Below are 16,698 nucleotides of genomic sequence, written 5' to 3'. Positions count from 1 at the left end.
AGTTAACCGCGATGGCTTTGCTACAGCTGGAGCGCATCAGCGCACAGTACCCCGGCAGTCCGGAACCGGTACTGACGGATATTTCCTTGAGCCTTGGGCCCCAGCAATTGCTGGTGGCCCTCGGCCCGTCCGGCAGTGGCAAGACTTCGCTGTTGAACCTGATTGCCGGTTTCGTCGAGCCTAGCGCCGGGCGCATCACCCTGGACGGCGTGCCGGTCAAAGGACCGAGCGCCGAACGTGGCGTGGTGTTCCAGGACGACGCCCTGCTGCCCTGGCAGGACGTGTTGGCCAACGTCGGTTTCGGTCTCGAACTGGCCGGCGTCTCACGAGACAAACGGGAAATCCGCGCTCGGGAAATGCTCGCGCTGGTGGACCTTTCCGGCTTCGAAAACCGTCGGATCTGGCAGCTCTCAGGCGGCCAGAAGCAACGCGTCGGCCTCGCTCGCGCCCTCGCTGCCGACCCACGCGTTTTGCTGATGGACGAACCCTTCGGCGCCCTCGATGCCTTCACTCGCGAACAGATGCAGGAGCTGCTGCTGCAAGTCTGGCAGCGCACCGCCAAACCGGTGTTCCTGATTACCCACGACATCGAAGAAGCGGTATTCCTCGCCACTGACCTGATTCTGTTGGCGCCCAACCCTGGGCAAATCGTCGAGCGCCTGAGCCTGGACTTTGGCCAGCGTTACGCCGCTGGCGAGTCGGCACGGACGATCAAGTCCGACCCGCGCTTCATCGAAACCCGCGAGCACGTACTCGCCAAGGTGTTCTCCCAACGTAGCGCCGCCCAGCGGCAGGAGCGCGCATGAGCAGCTATGAAATTCCGGCCGTGACGGTTAAGCCGGGGTCAAAGGTGATTCCGCTGCGGCGCAGCCTTAGTACTCGCTGGATCAGCGTGTTGACGCTGGTCGCTCTCGTATTCATTTGGTGGGCGGTTACGGCCACAGGAATGATCGAACCGCTGTTCCTGCCGCCACCGTCCGCCGTGCTGCAAAAAGGCTGGCTGCTGGCGACCACGGGCTATATGGATTCAACGTTGTGGCAGCACTTGGGCGCGAGCCTGAGCCGTATCGGTCTGGGCCTCGGCTTCGCAGTGCTGACTGCCGTGCCGGTCGGCATCGCTATCGGCCACAACCGCATCGCTCGCGGGATTCTCGATCCACTGATCGAGTTCTACCGCCCTATTCCGCCGCTGGCCTACCTACCGCTGATCGTCATCTGGTGCGGCATCGGTGAGCTGTCGAAAGTCTTGCTGATTTACCTGGCGATCTTCGCCCCGATTGCCATCGCGACAGCGACTGGCGTGCGCACGGTTGATCCAGCCAAATTGCGCGCTGCGCAGTCCTTGGGCGCGACTCGGGCGCAGTTGATTCGGCATGTGATTCTGCCAAGTGCGTTGCCGGATATTTTGACCGGTGTGCGCATTGGTCTGGGCGTGGGTTGGTCGACACTGGTCGCCGCTGAGTTGATCGCCGCCACCAGCGGCTTGGGCTTTATGGTGCAGTCAGCCGCGCAGTTCCTGGTCACCGATGTGGTGGTGCTGGGGATTCTGGTGATCGCACTGATCGCCTTCGCCATGGAAATGGGCCTGCGCGCACTGCAACGCAAACTGGTGCCATGGCACGGCCAGGCACACTGATTACTCATGTGGGAGCGGGCTTGCTCGCGAAAGCGGTGTATCAGTCGCAGCAATGTTGCCTGACATACTGCATTCGCGAGCAAGCCCGCTCCCACCAGAAGCTCAGCACCCGGATTGAAGAGAACCACCATGAGCACCCTCAACATCGTCCCTTTAAGCTCGGCCCTCGGCGCGCAGATCAGCGGCATCGACATCAGCCAGCCGCTGAACCTGGAACAGCGCGACGCCATCGAGCAGGCGCTGCTCAAGCACCAGGTCCTGTTCTTCCGCGACCAGCCGATCACGCCGCAGCAGCAAGCGCGATTCGCCGCCCATTTCGGCGATCTGCACATTCACCCGATCTACCCGAACGTACCGGAACAGCCAGAAGTGCTGATCCTCGACACCGCCGTCACCGACGTCCGCGACAACGCGATCTGGCACACCGACGTGACCTTCCTGCCGACCCCGGCCATGGGCGCGGTACTCAGCGCCAAGTTGCTGCCGGAGTTCGGTGGCGACACGTTGTGGGCCAGCGGCATTGCGGCCTATGAAGCGTTGTCGGCGCCGATGAAAACCTTGCTTGAAGGGCTGACCGCTACTCACGATTTCACTCGCTCATTCCCGCTGGAGCGCTACGGCAACACGCCAGAAGCGCTGACTCAGTGGGAAGAAGCACGGCGCAAGAATCCGCCACTGTCGCACCCGGTGATTCGCACGCATCCGATGAGCGGGCGTCGGGCGTTGTTCGTCAATGAAGGGTTTACGTCGAAGATTAATGAGCTGTCGGAAACAGAGAGCGAAGTGATTCTGAAGTTTCTCTTCGCCCATGCCACACGGCCGGAATTTACCATTCGCTGGCGCTGGCAGAAGGATGACGTGGCGTTCTGGGATAACCGCGTGACACAGCATTACGCCGTGGATGATTACCGGCCGGCGCGGCGGGTGATGCAGCGGGCTACGGTGTTGGGGGATGTGCCGTTTTTTCGATGAATCCTGAGTTCTTTGTTGACTGGTTTGGCCCCTTCGCGAGCAAGCCCGCTCCCACATTTGAAATACGGTCCAATTGTGGGAGCGGGCTTGCTCGCGAAGGCGATATGACAGGCGCCGGATAATCCGGCGCCGAACACTTACTCAGCCGTCGAAGGCTTCTCCCAAAGATTGATCCCGCCCTCCTGGGCAAACCGATCAATCTCCGCCAACTCTTCCGCGCTAAAGCTCAAATTCTTCAACGCACCGACGTTCTCGATAATCTGCTCCGGCCGGCTCGCGCCGATCAGTGCCGAGGTCACGCGCGGGTCGCGCAGGGTCCAAGCCAACGCCAGTTGCGCCAGACTCTGGCCGCGACGTTTGGCGATCTCATTGAGCCCGCGCACGTGGGCGATGTTGGCTTCGGACAAGTGCGATTCCTGCAACGAACCACCGCCCGGACGGTTGACCCGCGCATCCTTCGGAATGCCGTTGAGGTATTTGTCGGTCAACAGACCTTGGGCCAATGGCGTGAAGGCAATCACCCCAGCGCCGAGTTCGTCGGTAACGTCCAGCAGGTCTTTTTCCACCCAACGATTGAGCAGGTTGTAGGCCGGTTGGTGAATCAACAACGGCACTTTCCACTCTTGCAACAGCGCGGCCATTTCGCGGGTTTTCACCCCGGAGTAAGACGAGATGCCGATGTACAACGCCTTGCCCTGCTGCACGGCAGTGGCCAGGGCGCTGGCGGTTTCTTCCAGCGGGGTGTCCGGGTCGAAGCGGTGGGAATAGAAGATGTCCACGTAATCGAGGCCCAGGCGTTGCAGGCTCTGGTCGAGGCTGGCCAACACGTATTTGCGCGAACCGCCGCCCTGGCCGTAAGGGCCTGGCCACATGTCCCAACCGGCCTTGCTGGAGATGATCAGCTCGTCGCGGTATTGCTTGAAGTCTTCGCGTAGCAGGCGACCGAAGTTGATTTCGGCGCTGCCGTACGGTGGGCCGTAGTTGTTGGCCAGGTCGAAGTGGTTGATGCCCAGGTCGAACGCGGTGCGCAGCAGCGAACGCTGGGTGTCGATCGGCGTGCTGTCGCCGAAGTTGTGCCACAGCCCCAGGGAGAGGGCCGGCAAAACCAGCCCGCTGCGGCCTACGCGGCGGTATGGGATGGAGTCATAGCGGTTTTCGGCAGCGGTGTAAGTCATCGAATCCTCTCTTGTTTGAGTTACTTCTAACTGGAACCAGACATCAATCCTGTTTGTTTGGACTTACTTCTAACTGGAGTCAGACATCAATCCTGTGGCGAGGGAGCTTGCTCCCGCTCGGTTGCGCAGCGGCCGCCAAGCCAGCCAACGCGATAAACCTGACAGAACGCGCCAGCCGATTTTGGGGTCGCTTCGCGCCCCAGCGGGAGCAAGCTCCCTCGCCACAAAAGCCCTTTACCTTCATCTATACAAATCGATTGGAAGGCCGGGCCAATCCAAGGTTCTGGCGCAAGGTCCGGCCTTCGTACTCTGTTCTGAACAACCCGCGTCGCTGCAGTTGCGCAACCACGTAGTTCGGCGAGGCTGAGGTTCTCCTGGCCGGCCAATTCCGTCAGCGGCAACGCTGGCAGCGGTCCGTCCAGCAGGTACTTCGACAAGTCGAAGTTACCCAGCATACGCCCAAGTAATGCGACGCCAACCTCGGGTTCGACTAATTGCTGAAACGTTTCATATTTTTCCCGGGCTTCGCTTTCGGTGCGCCCGACGACCACAAAAACACCGGGCATGATTTTCAGCGAATCGGCGCTGCGAACGTACCGGTTCAAGCGTCCCTTGAGCTCGACATAAAACGCCTGGGCCTTGGCCAGCGCCGTCTGCGCGGTGAACACCACCTCGGCGTTTTGCGCCGCCAGGTCACGGCCAAGTTTGGTAGAACCAGCCTGCATATTCAGCGGGCCTTTGACCCGAAAGTGTTCGCCGACAGGGTCGAGGATGTGTACTTTTCCGGGTGGTAGTACGTACTGCTGGCCTTGTCGCGTACAAAGGCGTCATCTTTCCAACGACCCCAGAGTCCGGTGACCACCTGATAGAACTCCCGAGCCCTTCTGTAGCGGTCGGCATGACCGAAATGCCGGTCGCGACCGAAATTTTGCGCTTCGGCGACATTGTCGAAAGTGACAAGATTTCAGCCCGAGCGCCCCCTGAAAGAGGGTCCATAGAAGCGAACTTTCGTGCTACATGGTACGGCTCGTTATAGCTGGCTGTAGGCGTGGCGATCAGCCCGATGCGCTCTGTCACGGCGCTCAAAGTAGCCAGTAAAGTCAGGGGTTCAAAGTGGTCTGAGCGAGCCATGCGGTTGGCAATCGGTCTGGTCGCGGCGGCCACGCTGTAGGCAATGAACAACGCGTAAAACTTCGCCGCTTCGGCGATCTGCGCCAGTCGCTTGTAGTGGCCGAAGTCTAGTCCGGCATCGGCCGGCGCGTCGGGATGCCGCCAGGCGGCAATGTGGTGCCCGGTAGCCATCAGGAACGCGCCGAGCTTGGGTTTGGCGATTGGCGTACTGGCGACGACGCGGGTGCTGGAACGCTGGGTGTGTTGCCGGTGGCGGATGAGGTGCAGCGGTTGAATCTGCTGGAGTGTCGGGTGATCGAACGCGAGAGCGCCTGAGCGATCCACACAACCTTCACTGACGTGCGCAGTACCTGTGGGAGCGAGCTTGCTCGCGATGGCGGAATGTCAGTCGACATCAATGTTGAATGTCATACCGTCATCGCGAGCAAGCTCGCTCCCACAGGGATCTGTGTCAGGCCGACAACTCACGCAGAGCTGCAGCCGCCAAAAAACCAGATCTTGAGCTGTAGCGCTGATCCCGCCTGACGGTCTGATCAATTCGCTCAAGTAACTGCTCAGGCAGCGTGGCATTAAAGCGCACCGACTTGCCAAAGTACGGTGTGATATCAAATTCGACCACACCCCATACACCACCCGCGTAATCGGGATTATCAAGGTGAGCATCAATCTCGCGGACCTGCGGCAAAGGCTCGCCATCAGCCACCAATCCTTCGTAGTGCAAGGACAAAGCTTCCTTCACGTTTTCGAATGCCTGCGCCACAGTGCCGCCCGCAGAGAAGCACCCCGGCACGTCCGGGATGATCACTCCGTATTCTGAGTCGGCATCCTTATGCAGAACGACCGGGAATTTCATTTGGATGAATCCTTCCTGTGATAGGTCCCCATCGGGACTCTCGAATCCGATGACGGGTCTCATTTCAAGCCCGCCTGTTTCAATATGCTGTTGATCGTCCCCTTGGGTAGATCCGAGTCAGGGTGCTTGATCGTCACCCTCCCTGGCTTGCTCGAATGTTTGTATTGGTGGTGACTGCCTTTCACCGCCACCAGATACCAACCATCCTCCTCAATCATCCTGATCATTTCCCGACTTCGCATTTCCTTCGCCTTTTTCGACAGCACCTGCTGCGTACTCTAGGCGTTAAAAGCGATGACGATACACACCATACACACTCCGACAAATATTAGCCGATGAGGGCCACTCCTATTTTGCCTTCGGACCAGCGGCTACCGCCCCCCGCAAACACCTCCCCCAACCAATCCACAAACACCCGAACCCGGGGCGACATGTGTCGGTTGTGCGGGTACAGCACTGAAACCGGCATCGGCGGCGGTGGTGTGTCGGTGAGGATTTCCTGCACCAACCCCTGGGCTATCTGCGTTTCCATGCGGTAATGCGGGCACTGGATAATGCCGAGCCCGGCAATTGCCGACGCCGCATAAATTTCTGCGCCGAACACCGACAGCGCGCCATCGATGGCCACTTCTTTCAGTTCGCCATCGACCATGAACTCAAACGGAAACTGCTTGGCCGTGGTGCGCGACACGTAGTTCACCGCGCGGTGCTGGCTCAGGTCGGCGAGGGTTTTCGGTTCGCCGTATTTGCGCAGGTACGCCGGGCTGGCGCAGGTGATCTGGCGCAGGTTGGCCACGCGTTTGCCGATCAACGCCGAGTCGCCGAGGGTGCCGGCGCGCAGTACGCAGTCGACGCCTTCGGCGATCAGGTCGACAAAGCGGTCGGCCTCGCTGATGGACAACTCGATGTCCGGATAACGGGCCATGAACTGCGGCAATGCCGGGATCACAAAGTGCTTGGCCAAGGTGCCGTGCAAATCCACCCGCAACCGCCCTTTCGGCGCAACGCCGCGAAACGCCAGTTCGGCTTCTTCCAGCTCCGCCAGCAACTGCACGCAACGCTGGTAATACGCTTCGCCATCCAGCGTAGGACGCACCTTGCGCGTGCTGCGCTCCAGTAAACGCGTGCCGAGCCAGGCTTCGAATTGATTCAGCGTGTGGGTCAGCGTGGCCCGCGGCAGGTTCAGGTCATCGGCGGCCAGCGTGAAGCTGCTGCGCTCGTAAATCCGCACGAACACCTTCATCGCTTTGACTTGATCCACGGTCAGCTCCTGACTTTTGATTGTTGGCGATTATTGAACAGTCAAGGCAACTCTCGTGCATTTATCGGTCTGAGTAAACATGTGAGTCTGGCTTCACCCCAAGCAAACACCTTCAAAGGAACCACAACCATGACTACTCAGACTTCGAAAGTTGCCGTCGTGACCGGCGCCTCCCGCGGCATCGGCGCGGTGATCGCCAAACAACTGGCGAGCGAAGGTTTCGCCGTCGCCATCAACTACGCCAACAGCGCCACCGAGGCCTCGAAACTGGTGGTCGAGTTGCGCCAGGCCGGCCACCAAGCCATAGCGATCAAGGCTGACGTGGCCAGCGCCGACGACGTACGCCGGTTGTTCGACGAGACCGAAGCTCAGTTGGGCAAGGTCGATGTGCTGGTCAACAACGCCGGCATCCTCAAGGTGATGCCGCTGGCGCAACACACGGACGAACTGTTCGACCAAAACTTCAATATCCACACCCGCGGCACGTTCAACGCCCTGCGTGAAGCCGCCACTCGCCTGAACAGCGGCGGGCGGATCATCAATTTTTCCAGCAGCACCGTCGGCATGAACCTACCGGGCTACGCGGTGTACATCGCCAGCAAAGCGGCGGTGGAATCCCTGACCCAGGTGTTCGCCAAGGAAATGCGCGGTCGCAACATTACCGTCAACGCGGTCGCACCAGGCCCGGTGGCCACGGACCTGTTCCTGCACGGCAAAAGCGAAGAGCAAATCCAGACGTTCGCCAAGATGGCGCCGCTGGAACGCCTGGCTCAGCCAGAAGACATTGCCCGCGTCGTGAGCTTCCTGGTCGGCCCGGAGTCGGCTTGGGTCAACGGGCAAATCCTGCGGGTTAACGGCGGTCTGGTCTGAGGTGAATCCCATGAAAAATGTCATTCTGATCACGGGCGCCGGCACCGGCATCGGCAAACTCGCCGCCGAATCACTCGCCCGAGCCGGGCACATCGTTTACGCCAGCATGCGCGACGTAAACGGGCGCAACGCCGCACGGGCTGAGGGCTTTCGCCTCTGGGCCAAAGCGCAAAACGTTGAGTTGCATCCGCTTGAACTCGACGTGCTGTCGCAGGATTCGGCCGACGCGGCGGTGGCGACCATCGTCAAAGAGCAAGGCCGTCTCGACGTGGTCATGCAGAACGCCGGGCACCTGGTGATCGGCCCGACCGAAGCCTTCACCGCCGAAGAAATCATGAAAGTCTTCGACACCAATTTCTACGGTGCCCAGCGGGTCAGCCGCGCGGTGTTGCCGCAGATGCGCGCCCAGGCTTCGGGGTTGGTGTTGTGGATCAGCAGCACCACGACCAAGGGCGGTTTCCCACCGTTCATGGGCCCATACACCGCAGCGAAAGCAGCGATGGATTCCCTGGCGGTGAGCATGTCCTACGAACTGACTCGCTTCGGCATCGAAACTTCAATCGTCGTGCCCGGCGCCTTCACGCGCGGCACCGACCATTTTCCGAGTGCCGGCAAACCGGCCGATGTGGCGCGCAGCAACGCCTATGCTCGATATGACGGAGTGATGGATAAAGTCGGCGAACGCCTGAGTGCGTTGACCCCGGACGATGCTGACCCGCAAGCGGTAGCGGATGACATCGTGCGAATCATCGGACTGCCCCAGGGCTCGCGGCCGGCGCGGTCGGTGATCGATTTTGTCGGGGATGGCGCGGCGCAAGTGCTGGAAGTTTCGGAGCGGGTTCGGATCGAGTTTGCCGAGCGGATCGGGATTGATGATTTGCTCGAGCTGACACCTCAGTGACCCCTTCGCGAGCAAGCCCGCTCCCACACTGGATCTGCGTCGAACACAACACAGTTGGACACACAGACCTCATGTGGGAGCGGGCTTGCTCGCGAAGGCGGCCTATAAGGCAACACATCGCTAAAGGACGGAACACACCATGCACACCACCATCATCATTTTCTTCGGCCTGGTCCTGCTGGCACTGATGCTCTACATCGGCGAGCGAGTCGGTTTCAACCGTCAGACGCTGACCTACAGTTTCGTCGTCCTGTGGCTGGCATTGACGATAATCAACGGCGCGGTGGGCGTGGTCACTGCCAGCCAACCCGTCAGTTCAGAACTGGTGGTCGGCAGCGTGGTGTTTGGCGTGCCGGTGGCGGCGTTGGTTCTGTTCATGGTGTTGAACAAAGCCTAGGCGCCACCGACGTCCAATCAACGAACCAGGTGCAGGAACTGCATGTGCCGTTCGTACTGATCGAGGATGTCGTTAATGATCTGATCCTTGGTGTAACCCACCAGATCGTAGTCCTGACTGCCTTCGGCCAGATGCACTTCGGCCCGGTAGTAGCGACGGTTGTTGAGTTGCTTGGACCCCATCCCGCCACGGGCAAAGGACGGCGTGAAGTAACCGCGCATCTGCACCTGGTAGATGAATGGGTGCTGCTCGCCATGACCGATTTCCAGGCTGACACTGTCATTCGCCGGATCCGGCTGAGTGACCACGTTCAAACCCTTCTCGACAAACACCGCCGTCACTTCTTCAATCGCCGGGCGCACCGTCGTTTCGAGGAAGCGGTAAACCTCATCCCGCGACGGGAAATGCACCGCCTGACTCAAGCGCTGACGCCAACCGCCACGCTTTGAACCGGAGACCGGAGCCAGGGAATGCATCTGCGCGATCTGCTTCTGGGACTCCAGATAAAACGCTTTGTGCAGCCCCCACATCATCAGCAGCAGGATCATCGAGAACGGCAACGAAGTCAGCACCACCGCTGATTTCAGCGCATCGATGCTGCCGGAAAACAGCAGCGCACTGGTCACCAGCGCGGTCATCGCACCCCAGAACACCCGCAGCCATTTCGGCCCGTCTTCATCCGGGTTGCCGCCCTTGGCGGACAGCGTCGACAGCACCACGGTGCCCGAGTCGGCGGACGTCACGAAGAACACGAAGCTGATAAACACCGTCACCGCAATGACGGTTTTGCTCCACGGGTAGGTTTCCAGCAGCAGGTACAGGGTCATCGACGGGTTATCGATGGCCGACATACCGAGTGCGCTCATGCCATGGTTGAGGACTTGGTCGATGGCGCTGTTGCCGAAGATCGACATCCACGCCAGGGTGAAACCGAGCGGAATCAGCAGCACGCCGAAGACGAATTCGCGGATGGTCCGGCCACGGGAAATCCGCGCGATGAACAGGCCCACGAACGGCGACCATGCAATCCACCAGGCCCAGTAGAACACCGTCCAGCCGCCCAGCCAGTCGCTAGGCTTGTCGTAGGCATAGAGGTCGAAACTCTTCATCGGCAACGCGCCGAGGTAATCGCCGATGTTCTGGATCAAGGTGTTGAGCAGGTGCTGAGTCGGGCCGGCAAACAACACGAACAGCAGCAGCGCACAGGCCAGCAGCATGTTGATGTCGGACATGACCCGCACGCCTTTATCGACGCCGGACACCGCAACGGTGATCGCCGCGCCCATCATCAGCGTGATCAGGCCGACCTGAATCCAATGCGTATGGGCGATGCCGAACAGGTAGTCGAGCCCGGAGTTGAGGTGCAACACCCCAAAGCCCATATCGGCACCGAGGCCGAACACCGTGGCGATGATGCCGAAGCCGTCCACCGCGTAGCCGATAGGGCCGTTGATACGCTTGCCGATCAGCGGATACAGCGCCGAGCGCAGGGCCAGCGGCAGGTTATGTCGATACGCGAAATACGCCAGCGCCATGCCGACGAAGGCGAACACGCCCCAGCCATGCAGGCCCCAGTGCAGAAACAGAATCTGCATCGCCTGCCGCGCCGCTTCCGGCGTACCGGCAGTGCCTTGGGGCGGTTGTGACAAGTGCGTCAGCGGTTCGGATACGCAGAAGAAAAACAGCGTGATGCTGATCCCGGCGGCGAACAGCATGCCGGCCCAGGACAGGTAACTGAATTCGGGTTCGTCGTGGTCGGCACCGAGCTTGATCTTGCCATAGCCAGATAACGCGGTGACCACCACGAAGACCAGATACAGGGTCATTGCGAGCATGTAGTACCAGCCGACCGTATTGGCCGCCCAGTTTTGCGCTTCCAGTAACCAGGCACCGGCCTGTTTGGGCATGGCGATGACGACAATGCCGAACAACAGAATGAAACCGGCCGAGAAATAAAACACCGGCGGATTCATGCGGACCTGGCCGCTGGGAGGGGTGGACGGTGCACTCATGAAAGGTGCACCTCAAGGGGATGAAACAGGGCAATCAGTAACGGACTCGGCAAGGGCAAGCCTCCTGTTGTGAGCGGGCAGCAAACCGGCGGTTTAACTTGAATGAGCGTTCAAGTTAAACATGAATAGCGTGCTAAGGACTAATCGCAGGGCTCGGCGGTCGCTTTCCTACGCTAGCTCAAGGAAGGGTATGACGCGGGGTTTGGAGGATTCGTTCAGTGGGAAATGAGCTAAATGCCATTATCGCGTTCGACGTGAATCCATTCGCGGGCAAGCCTCGCTCCTACAGGTCATGCGCCATTTTCAAAATGGCGCATGACCTGTAGGAGCGAGGCTTGCCCGCGAAGAGGCCAGATCTGTCAGCGGAGATTTCGAGGCTTACTTCTGCGTCCCATCATCATGCTGCAAATTCGCCTGCGTCAGGTTGCACCCCGCCGGCACACTCCGGGTCAGCCACACATTGCCACCAATGGTCGAACCCTTGCCGATGGTGATCCGCCCCAGAATCGTCGCCCCGGCATAGATCACCACATCATCCTCAACAATCGGATGCCGCGGATGGCCCTTCTGCAACTGGCCGTCTTCGTCCGCCGGGAACCGCTTGGCACCCAACGTTACCGCCTGATAAATCCGCACCCGCTCACCGATGATCGCGGTCTCGCCGATCACTACACCTGTCCCGTGATCGATAAAGAAGCTGCGGCCGATCTGCGCGCCCGGATGAATATCGATGCCGGTCGCCGAGTGAGCGATTTCCGCGCTGATCCGCGCCAGCAACGGCAACCCGGCGCGGTACAAGTGATGGGCGAGGCGATGGTGAATCACCGCCAGAATCCCCGGATAGCAGAGCAACACTTCATCGACGCTGCGGGCGGCCGGGTCACCGTGATAGGCCGCCAGCACGTCGGTGTCCAACAGGCTGCGCAGCCCCGGCAAGGCGAGGGCAAACTCCTGGATGATCTGGATAGTCTTGTCCTCGACCTCAGTGTCGGCCTGGGCGCTGTGGCGCGCGGCGTAACGCAGTTCAAGCCGCGCCTGGGCCAGCAACGCGTTCAGCGCCACGTCGAGGGTGTGGCCGACGTAGAAGTCTTCACTCTCTTCGCGCAAATCTACCGGCCCCAACCGCATCGGGAACAACGCACCGCACAAGGCTTCGAGAATGTCCGCCATGGCCGCCCGGGAGGGTAACTCGCGACCGCCCTGCTCGCCGCTGGCGCGGCCGTTTTGTGCACGCCATTGATCACGCGCCGTGCGCAGCTGGCTGACGATGGTCTGCAATTGCCAATGGCTGGAACGCTCACTCACGGTAAAAACTCCTCACGGGCGGCCGGACTGTCTGGCCGCGTTGACGGCGATTACTCTACGGCATGGTCTCGACGCCGAATTAAGAACCAATAGTGCTGTGATCTGAACATTCGGATATAAGCGATTGACGGTTGCCGCTGCAAAAAGCCGTGCTTATAGTCCTGACATCCTCCCCCGCCAGTACGGACCCATGATCAAACAACAGCTTGCCCGCTTTAATCGCCTCGACCTGCTCGGTCACCCTACCGCTCTGGAAAAACTCGAACGCCTGTCGACCTGGCTCGGCCGCGATGTCTACGTCAAACGCGATGACCTGACGCCACTGGCCATGGGCGGCAACAAGCTGCGCAAACTCGAATACCTGGCCGCCGATGCGCTGGCTCAGGGCGCCGACACGTTGATCACTGCTGGCGCGCTGCAATCCAACCATGTGCGCCAGACTGCCGCCATCGCCGCCAAATTAGGCCTGGGCTGCGTTGCGCTGCTGGAAAACCCGCTGGGCACCGACGACGCTAACTATGTCGGCAACGGCAATCGGCTGTTGCTCGACCTGTTCGACGCCAAAGTCGAGTTGGTGGAGAACCTCGATAACGCCGACGACCAACTGCAAGCCCTGGCCGATCGTCTGCGCAACAACGGCAAGAAACCGTATCTGGTGCCGATTGGCGGCTCTAACGCCTTGGGCGCCTTGGGTTACGTGCGCGCCGGGCTGGAACTGGCTGAACAGATTAAGGACACCGGCCTGCAATTCGCAGCCGTGGTTCTGGCGTCGGGCAGTGCCGGGACCCACAGCGGTCTGGCGCTGGCCTTGAGCGAAGTACTGCCGGATCTGCCAGTGATTGGCGTGACCGTTTCCCGTAGCGAGGAAGATCAGCGGCCGAAGGTTCAGGGTCTGGCCGAGCGCACCGCCGAGCTGCTGGGTGTGGGCCTGCCGGCGAGTTTCAAGGTTGAACTGTGGGATGAATACTTTGGCCCGCGTTACGGCGAGCCGAATGCCGGGACGCTGTCGGCGGTGAAACTGCTGGCGAGTCAGGAAGGGTTGCTGCTGGATCCGGTGTACACCGGCAAGGCCATGGCCGGGTTGCTGGATGGCATTGGGCGCGGGCGGTTTGATGAAGGTCCGATCATCTTCCTGCACACCGGTGGGGCGCCGGCGTTGTTTGCCTATAAAGACTTCCTTTAACGGAATAACGCATTCCTGTGGCGAGGGAGCTTGCTCCCGCTGGGGTGCGAAGCGCCCCCAAAACCTGCGCTGCGATGTTTCAGTTAAAACGCAGTGAACGGGTTTACGACTGCTGCGCAGCCGAGCGGGAGCAAGCTCCCTCGCCACGGGGATCGCATCGGCCACATATTCCCTAAATGAATAACAAACTCAATATTTAGTATTTTCCTATCTAACGGCATCATCATATAGTCGCGCCGCGGGCGAATTTGGCGCAAGACGCATAAGCTGCTTTAGGGCAGGATATCGCAGTCGTCCAAATCCCGATTTTGCCAACATTCCTAAAAGCGTCTTCATAAGAAAACACAGGGGCTTGTCATGAATTTTTCCGCACTACGTCGCAACCTGCTGGTCGGTTCGCTGGGCCTGGCACTGAGCGCTGGCCTGTTGGGGCAAGCGGTTGCCGGTGAGCAATTGCAAAAAATCAAGGACGCAGGCGTGCTCAACGTCGGCCTGGAAGGCACTTATCCACCGTTCAGTTTCGTCGACGCCGACGGCAAACTGGCCGGCTTCGAAGTCGAGCTCTCCGAAGCCCTGGCCAAAAAGTTGGGCGTTAAAGCCAAGATTCAGCCAACCAAGTGGGACGGCATCCTCGCCGCTCTGGAATCCAAGCGCCTGGACGTAGTGATCAACCAGGTGACCATCTCCGACGAGCGCAAGAAGAAGTATGACTTCTCCGAGCCGTACACCATCTCCGGGATTCAGGCACTGGTGCTGAAGAGCAAGGAAGCCGCGCTGAACATCAAGACCGCCGCTGACCTGTCCGGCAAGAAAGTCGGTGTAGGCCTTGGCACCAACTACGAACAGTGGGTCCGGGCCAATGTGCCGGGTGCTGACGTGCGCACCTACGACGATGATCCGACCAAGTTCGCAGATCTGAACAATGGCCGTACCGACGCCATCCTGATCGACCGCCTGGCCGCGCTTGAATACGCCAAGAAAGCACCGAAAACCGTTGCTGCCGGCCAAGCATTCTCCCGCCAGGAGTCCGGCATTGCCCTGCGTAAAGGTGAGCCAGAACTGCTGGCTGCAGTGAACAAGGCCCTCGACGAGCTGCGTGCCGACGGCACACTGGCCAAGATCTCGGAAAAATACTTCCAAGCTGACGTCACCAAATAATGGAAGAAGCTTTCCAACTCGCACTGGACTCCGCGCCCTTCCTGCTGAAGGGCGCGTACTACACGGTCATCTTGAGCCTGGGCGGGATGTTCTTCGGCCTGGTGATGGGCTTCGGCCTGGCGTTGATGCGCCTGTCGCGTTTCAAATCGGTAAGCTGGCTGGCCCGCATCTACGTGTCGTTCTTTCGCGGCACGCCGTTGCTGGTGCAGCTGTTCGTGATCTATTACGGCTTGCCGCAATTGGGCATCGAACTTGATCCGCTGCCGGCCGCCCTGATCGGCTTCTCGCTGAACATGGCCGCCTACGCCTGCGAAATCCTCCGTGCCGCGATCAGCTCCATCGAACGTGGCCAGTGGGAAGCTGCCGCCAGCATCGGCATGACCCGCGCGCAGACCCTGCGCCGGGCCATCATTCCGCAAGCGATGCGCACGGCCCTGCCGCCGCTGGGCAACAGCTTCATTTCGCTGGTCAAGGACACCGCGCTGGCCGCCACCATCCAGGTGCCGGAACTGTTCCGTCAGGCGCAATTGATCACCGCCCGGACTTTCGAAGTCTTCACCATGTATCTCGCCGCCGCGCTGATCTACTGGATTCTGGCCACGGTGTTGTCGCACCTGCAGAACAAGTTGGAAGAGCGGGTCAATCGGCACGACCAGGAGTCCTGACCCAATGATTGTCGTGGAAAAACTGACAAAGCAGTTCAAGGGTCAAGTGGTGCTCAACGGCATCGATCTGGAAGTGAAGGAAGGCGAGGTCGTGGCAATCATCGGGCCCAGCGGCTCGGGTAAAACCACGTTCCTGCGCTGCCTGAACTTCCTCGAAGAACCCACCAGCGGCCGGATCAAGGTCGGCGACATCGAGATCGATGGCAGCCGCCCGCTGAACCAGCAGCAAGGTCTGGTGCGACGTCTGCGCCAGCACGTCGGTTTCGTGTTCCAGAACTTCAACCTGTTCCCTCACCGCACGGCCCTTGAGAACGTCATCGAAGGCCCGATCGTGGTGAAGAAAATCCCTCACGCCGAAGCCGTTGCCCTGGGCAAAAAGCTTTTGGCCAGGGTCGGTCTGGCAGGCAAGGAAGACGCTTACCCGCGACGCCTGTCCGGTGGTCAGCAACAGCGTGTGGCGATTGCCCGTGCGCTGGCGATGGAGCCGGAAGTGATTCTGTTCGATGAACCCACCTCAGCGCTCGACCCAGAGTTGGTCGGCGAAGTGCTGGCGACCATCCGCAGCCTCGCCGAGGAGAATCGCACCATGGTCATCGTCACCCACGAAATGGGCTTTGCCCGTGACGTGGCGAACCGCGTGGTGTTTTTCGACAAGGGTGTGATCGTCGAGCAAGGCGAAGCCAAGGCGCTGTTTGCCAACCCGAAAGAAGAGCGGACGAAGCAGTTTCTCAGCAAGTTTCTGAATAACACGCACAACTGAAATATCACTTCACTACTTGTTAACTTCCATGGACGGAAGTGACATTTATTTCGTCATATTAAATCCCTCGCCTTTGTTTATTCAGTTCCCACAAATAATAGATCGACCCTCGCCTCTGCGTGCGTTACATATTTATGTTCTGCAACAGACTCATTTCGCCTGATCTTCATAAAAATCTTCGCTGACGCTGCGCCAAGCAGCGCCGCCTCGCGCCCGTGAAACCCACTAAATTTGCGGAAAAATTCGACAGGACGCTGCGGCATATTAACTCCGGCGCGTAGGACATTTCTGAATAACACAATAAACAACGCTTAACTAAGTGCCTCTATTGACAGTTGTTCCGGCGCACTCTTATCTAAGCCCTAACAGGCGCCAGGCATCACGTTCAATCATTATTTAAACAGGCAAATAGTGGCCCG

At 59.7% G+C, this 16,698-nt stretch carries 17 protein-coding genes and 2 pseudogenes; 11 read left to right on the top strand and 8 right to left on the bottom strand.

Annotation, left to right across the window (positions count from 1 at the left end; all coding sequences use genetic code 11):
- Positions 1-11: 11 nt before the first annotated feature.
- The 3 genes from tauB to tauD all read left to right on the top strand — a co-directional run bounded on the left by tauB (position 12) and on the right by tauD (position 2,608).
- On the top strand, positions 12-806 hold the full coding sequence (tauB, locus tag RHM58_RS09685; protein WP_201199700.1) for a taurine ABC transporter ATP-binding subunit: 795 nt from the start codon (positions 12-14) through the stop codon (positions 804-806).
- Complete coding sequence (tauC, locus tag RHM58_RS09680; RefSeq protein WP_201199699.1) at positions 803-1,636, top strand: taurine ABC transporter permease TauC; 834 nt, start codon at positions 803-805, stop codon at positions 1,634-1,636. Before tauB ends, tauC begins: the two co-directional genes overlap by 4 nt.
- A gap of 129 nt (positions 1,637-1,765) precedes the next feature.
- Positions 1,766-2,608, top strand: coding sequence for a taurine dioxygenase (gene tauD / locus RHM58_RS09675; protein ID WP_201199698.1), 843 nt, complete (start codon positions 1,766-1,768; stop codon positions 2,606-2,608).
- A gap of 137 nt (positions 2,609-2,745) precedes the next feature.
- On the opposite strand, the gene mgrA is transcribed toward tauD, so the two are convergent.
- Together mgrA and RHM58_RS09665 are read right to left on the bottom strand one after the other, a co-directional pair.
- On the bottom strand, positions 2,746-3,783 hold the full coding sequence (gene mgrA / locus RHM58_RS09670) for an L-glyceraldehyde 3-phosphate reductase (RefSeq protein WP_123402695.1): 1,038 nt from the start codon (positions 3,781-3,783) through the stop codon (positions 2,746-2,748).
- 244 nt (positions 3,784-4,027) lie between these two features.
- Positions 4,028-5,085 (bottom strand): annotated as a pseudogene (locus RHM58_RS09665) (NtaA/DmoA family FMN-dependent monooxygenase).
- Positions 5,086-5,107: 22 nt separating this feature from the next.
- On the opposite strand from RHM58_RS09665, the pseudogene RHM58_RS09660 reads away from it, so the two are divergent.
- A pseudogene (locus RHM58_RS09660) lies at positions 5,108-5,229 on the top strand (LacI family transcriptional regulator); the annotation flags it as partial.
- A gap of 136 nt (positions 5,230-5,365) precedes the next feature.
- On the opposite strand, the gene RHM58_RS09655 reads toward RHM58_RS09660, so the two are convergent.
- The 3 genes from RHM58_RS09655 to RHM58_RS09645 all read right to left on the bottom strand — a co-directional run bounded on the left by RHM58_RS09655 (position 5,366) and on the right by RHM58_RS09645 (position 7,028).
- Positions 5,366-5,830 (bottom strand): type II toxin-antitoxin system HicB family antitoxin, encoded by a 465-nt coding sequence (locus tag RHM58_RS09655; protein WP_322270201.1) that lies wholly within the window; start codon positions 5,828-5,830, stop codon positions 5,366-5,368.
- Positions 5,827-6,009: a type II toxin-antitoxin system HicA family toxin gene (locus RHM58_RS09650; RefSeq protein WP_201199690.1), complete on the bottom strand. Its 183-nt coding sequence runs from the start codon at positions 6,007-6,009 to the stop codon at positions 5,827-5,829. Before RHM58_RS09650 ends, RHM58_RS09655 begins: the two co-directional genes overlap by 4 nt.
- An 86-nt stretch (positions 6,010-6,095) precedes the next feature.
- Positions 6,096-7,028 carry a LysR family transcriptional regulator gene (locus RHM58_RS09645; RefSeq protein ID WP_322270200.1) on the bottom strand — a complete coding sequence of 311 codons (933 nt, stop codon included), beginning with the start codon at positions 7,026-7,028 and terminating at the stop codon, positions 6,096-6,098.
- Between the two features lie 129 nt (positions 7,029-7,157).
- Between RHM58_RS09645 and RHM58_RS09640 the strand changes: the two genes are divergently transcribed.
- From RHM58_RS09640 to RHM58_RS09630, 3 genes are all read left to right on the top strand, one after another.
- Positions 7,158-7,898 (top strand): SDR family oxidoreductase, encoded by a 741-nt coding sequence (locus RHM58_RS09640; RefSeq protein ID WP_322270199.1) that lies wholly within the window; start codon positions 7,158-7,160, stop codon positions 7,896-7,898.
- 10 nt (positions 7,899-7,908) lie between these two features.
- The gene (locus tag RHM58_RS09635) at positions 7,909-8,799 is read left to right on the top strand and encodes an SDR family oxidoreductase (RefSeq protein ID WP_201255356.1); all 891 of its coding nucleotides are present in this window, start codon (positions 7,909-7,911) and stop codon (positions 8,797-8,799) included.
- A 139-nt stretch (positions 8,800-8,938) separates the two neighbouring features.
- On the top strand, positions 8,939-9,196 hold the full coding sequence (locus tag RHM58_RS09630) for a hypothetical protein (protein WP_201199688.1): 258 nt from the start codon (positions 8,939-8,941) through the stop codon (positions 9,194-9,196).
- A 17-nt stretch (positions 9,197-9,213) separates the two neighbouring features.
- On the opposite strand, the gene betT is transcribed toward RHM58_RS09630, so the two are convergent.
- Entirely contained in the window at positions 9,214-11,169 is a 1,956-nt protein-coding gene (gene betT / locus RHM58_RS09625; protein WP_201205085.1) for a choline transporter BetT, read from the bottom strand.
- Positions 11,170-11,586: 417 nt separating this feature from the next.
- Positions 11,587-12,513, bottom strand: a complete 927-nt coding sequence (epsC, locus tag RHM58_RS09620; protein ID WP_201199686.1) for a serine O-acetyltransferase EpsC — start codon at positions 12,511-12,513, stop codon at positions 11,587-11,589.
- Between the two features lie 190 nt (positions 12,514-12,703).
- Between epsC and RHM58_RS09615 the strand changes: the two genes are divergently transcribed.
- The 4 genes from RHM58_RS09615 to tcyN all read left to right on the top strand — a co-directional run bounded on the left by RHM58_RS09615 (position 12,704) and on the right by tcyN (position 16,279).
- Entirely contained in the window at positions 12,704-13,696 is a 993-nt protein-coding gene (locus RHM58_RS09615) for a D-cysteine desulfhydrase (RefSeq protein ID WP_201199684.1), read from the top strand.
- 357 nt (positions 13,697-14,053) lie between these two features.
- A complete protein-coding gene (gene tcyJ, locus RHM58_RS09610; protein ID WP_322270198.1) occupies positions 14,054-14,854 on the top strand; it encodes a cystine ABC transporter substrate-binding protein in 801 nt (266 codons plus the stop codon).
- The gene (tcyL, locus tag RHM58_RS09605; RefSeq protein WP_201199682.1) at positions 14,854-15,519 is read left to right on the top strand and encodes a cystine ABC transporter permease; all 666 of its coding nucleotides are present in this window, start codon (positions 14,854-14,856) and stop codon (positions 15,517-15,519) included. Before tcyJ ends, tcyL begins: the two co-directional genes overlap by 1 nt.
- A gap of 4 nt (positions 15,520-15,523) precedes the next feature.
- Positions 15,524-16,279 (top strand): L-cystine ABC transporter ATP-binding protein TcyN, encoded by a 756-nt coding sequence (tcyN, locus tag RHM58_RS09600; RefSeq protein WP_201255355.1) that lies wholly within the window; start codon positions 15,524-15,526, stop codon positions 16,277-16,279.
- A gap of 77 nt (positions 16,280-16,356) precedes the next feature.
- On the opposite strand, the gene RHM58_RS09595 is transcribed toward tcyN, so the two are convergent.
- Positions 16,357-16,542: a hypothetical protein gene (locus tag RHM58_RS09595; RefSeq protein WP_322270196.1), complete on the bottom strand. Its 186-nt coding sequence runs from the start codon at positions 16,540-16,542 to the stop codon at positions 16,357-16,359.
- Positions 16,543-16,698: the final 156 nt, after the last annotated feature.

This window comes from Pseudomonas sp. 10S4, from assembly GCF_034344865.1.
Classification (GTDB): Bacteria; Pseudomonadota; Gammaproteobacteria; order Pseudomonadales; family Pseudomonadaceae; genus Aquipseudomonas.
Note: the sequence above shows the minus strand (reverse complement) of the source record. Positions and strands in the feature narration are given on the sequence as shown.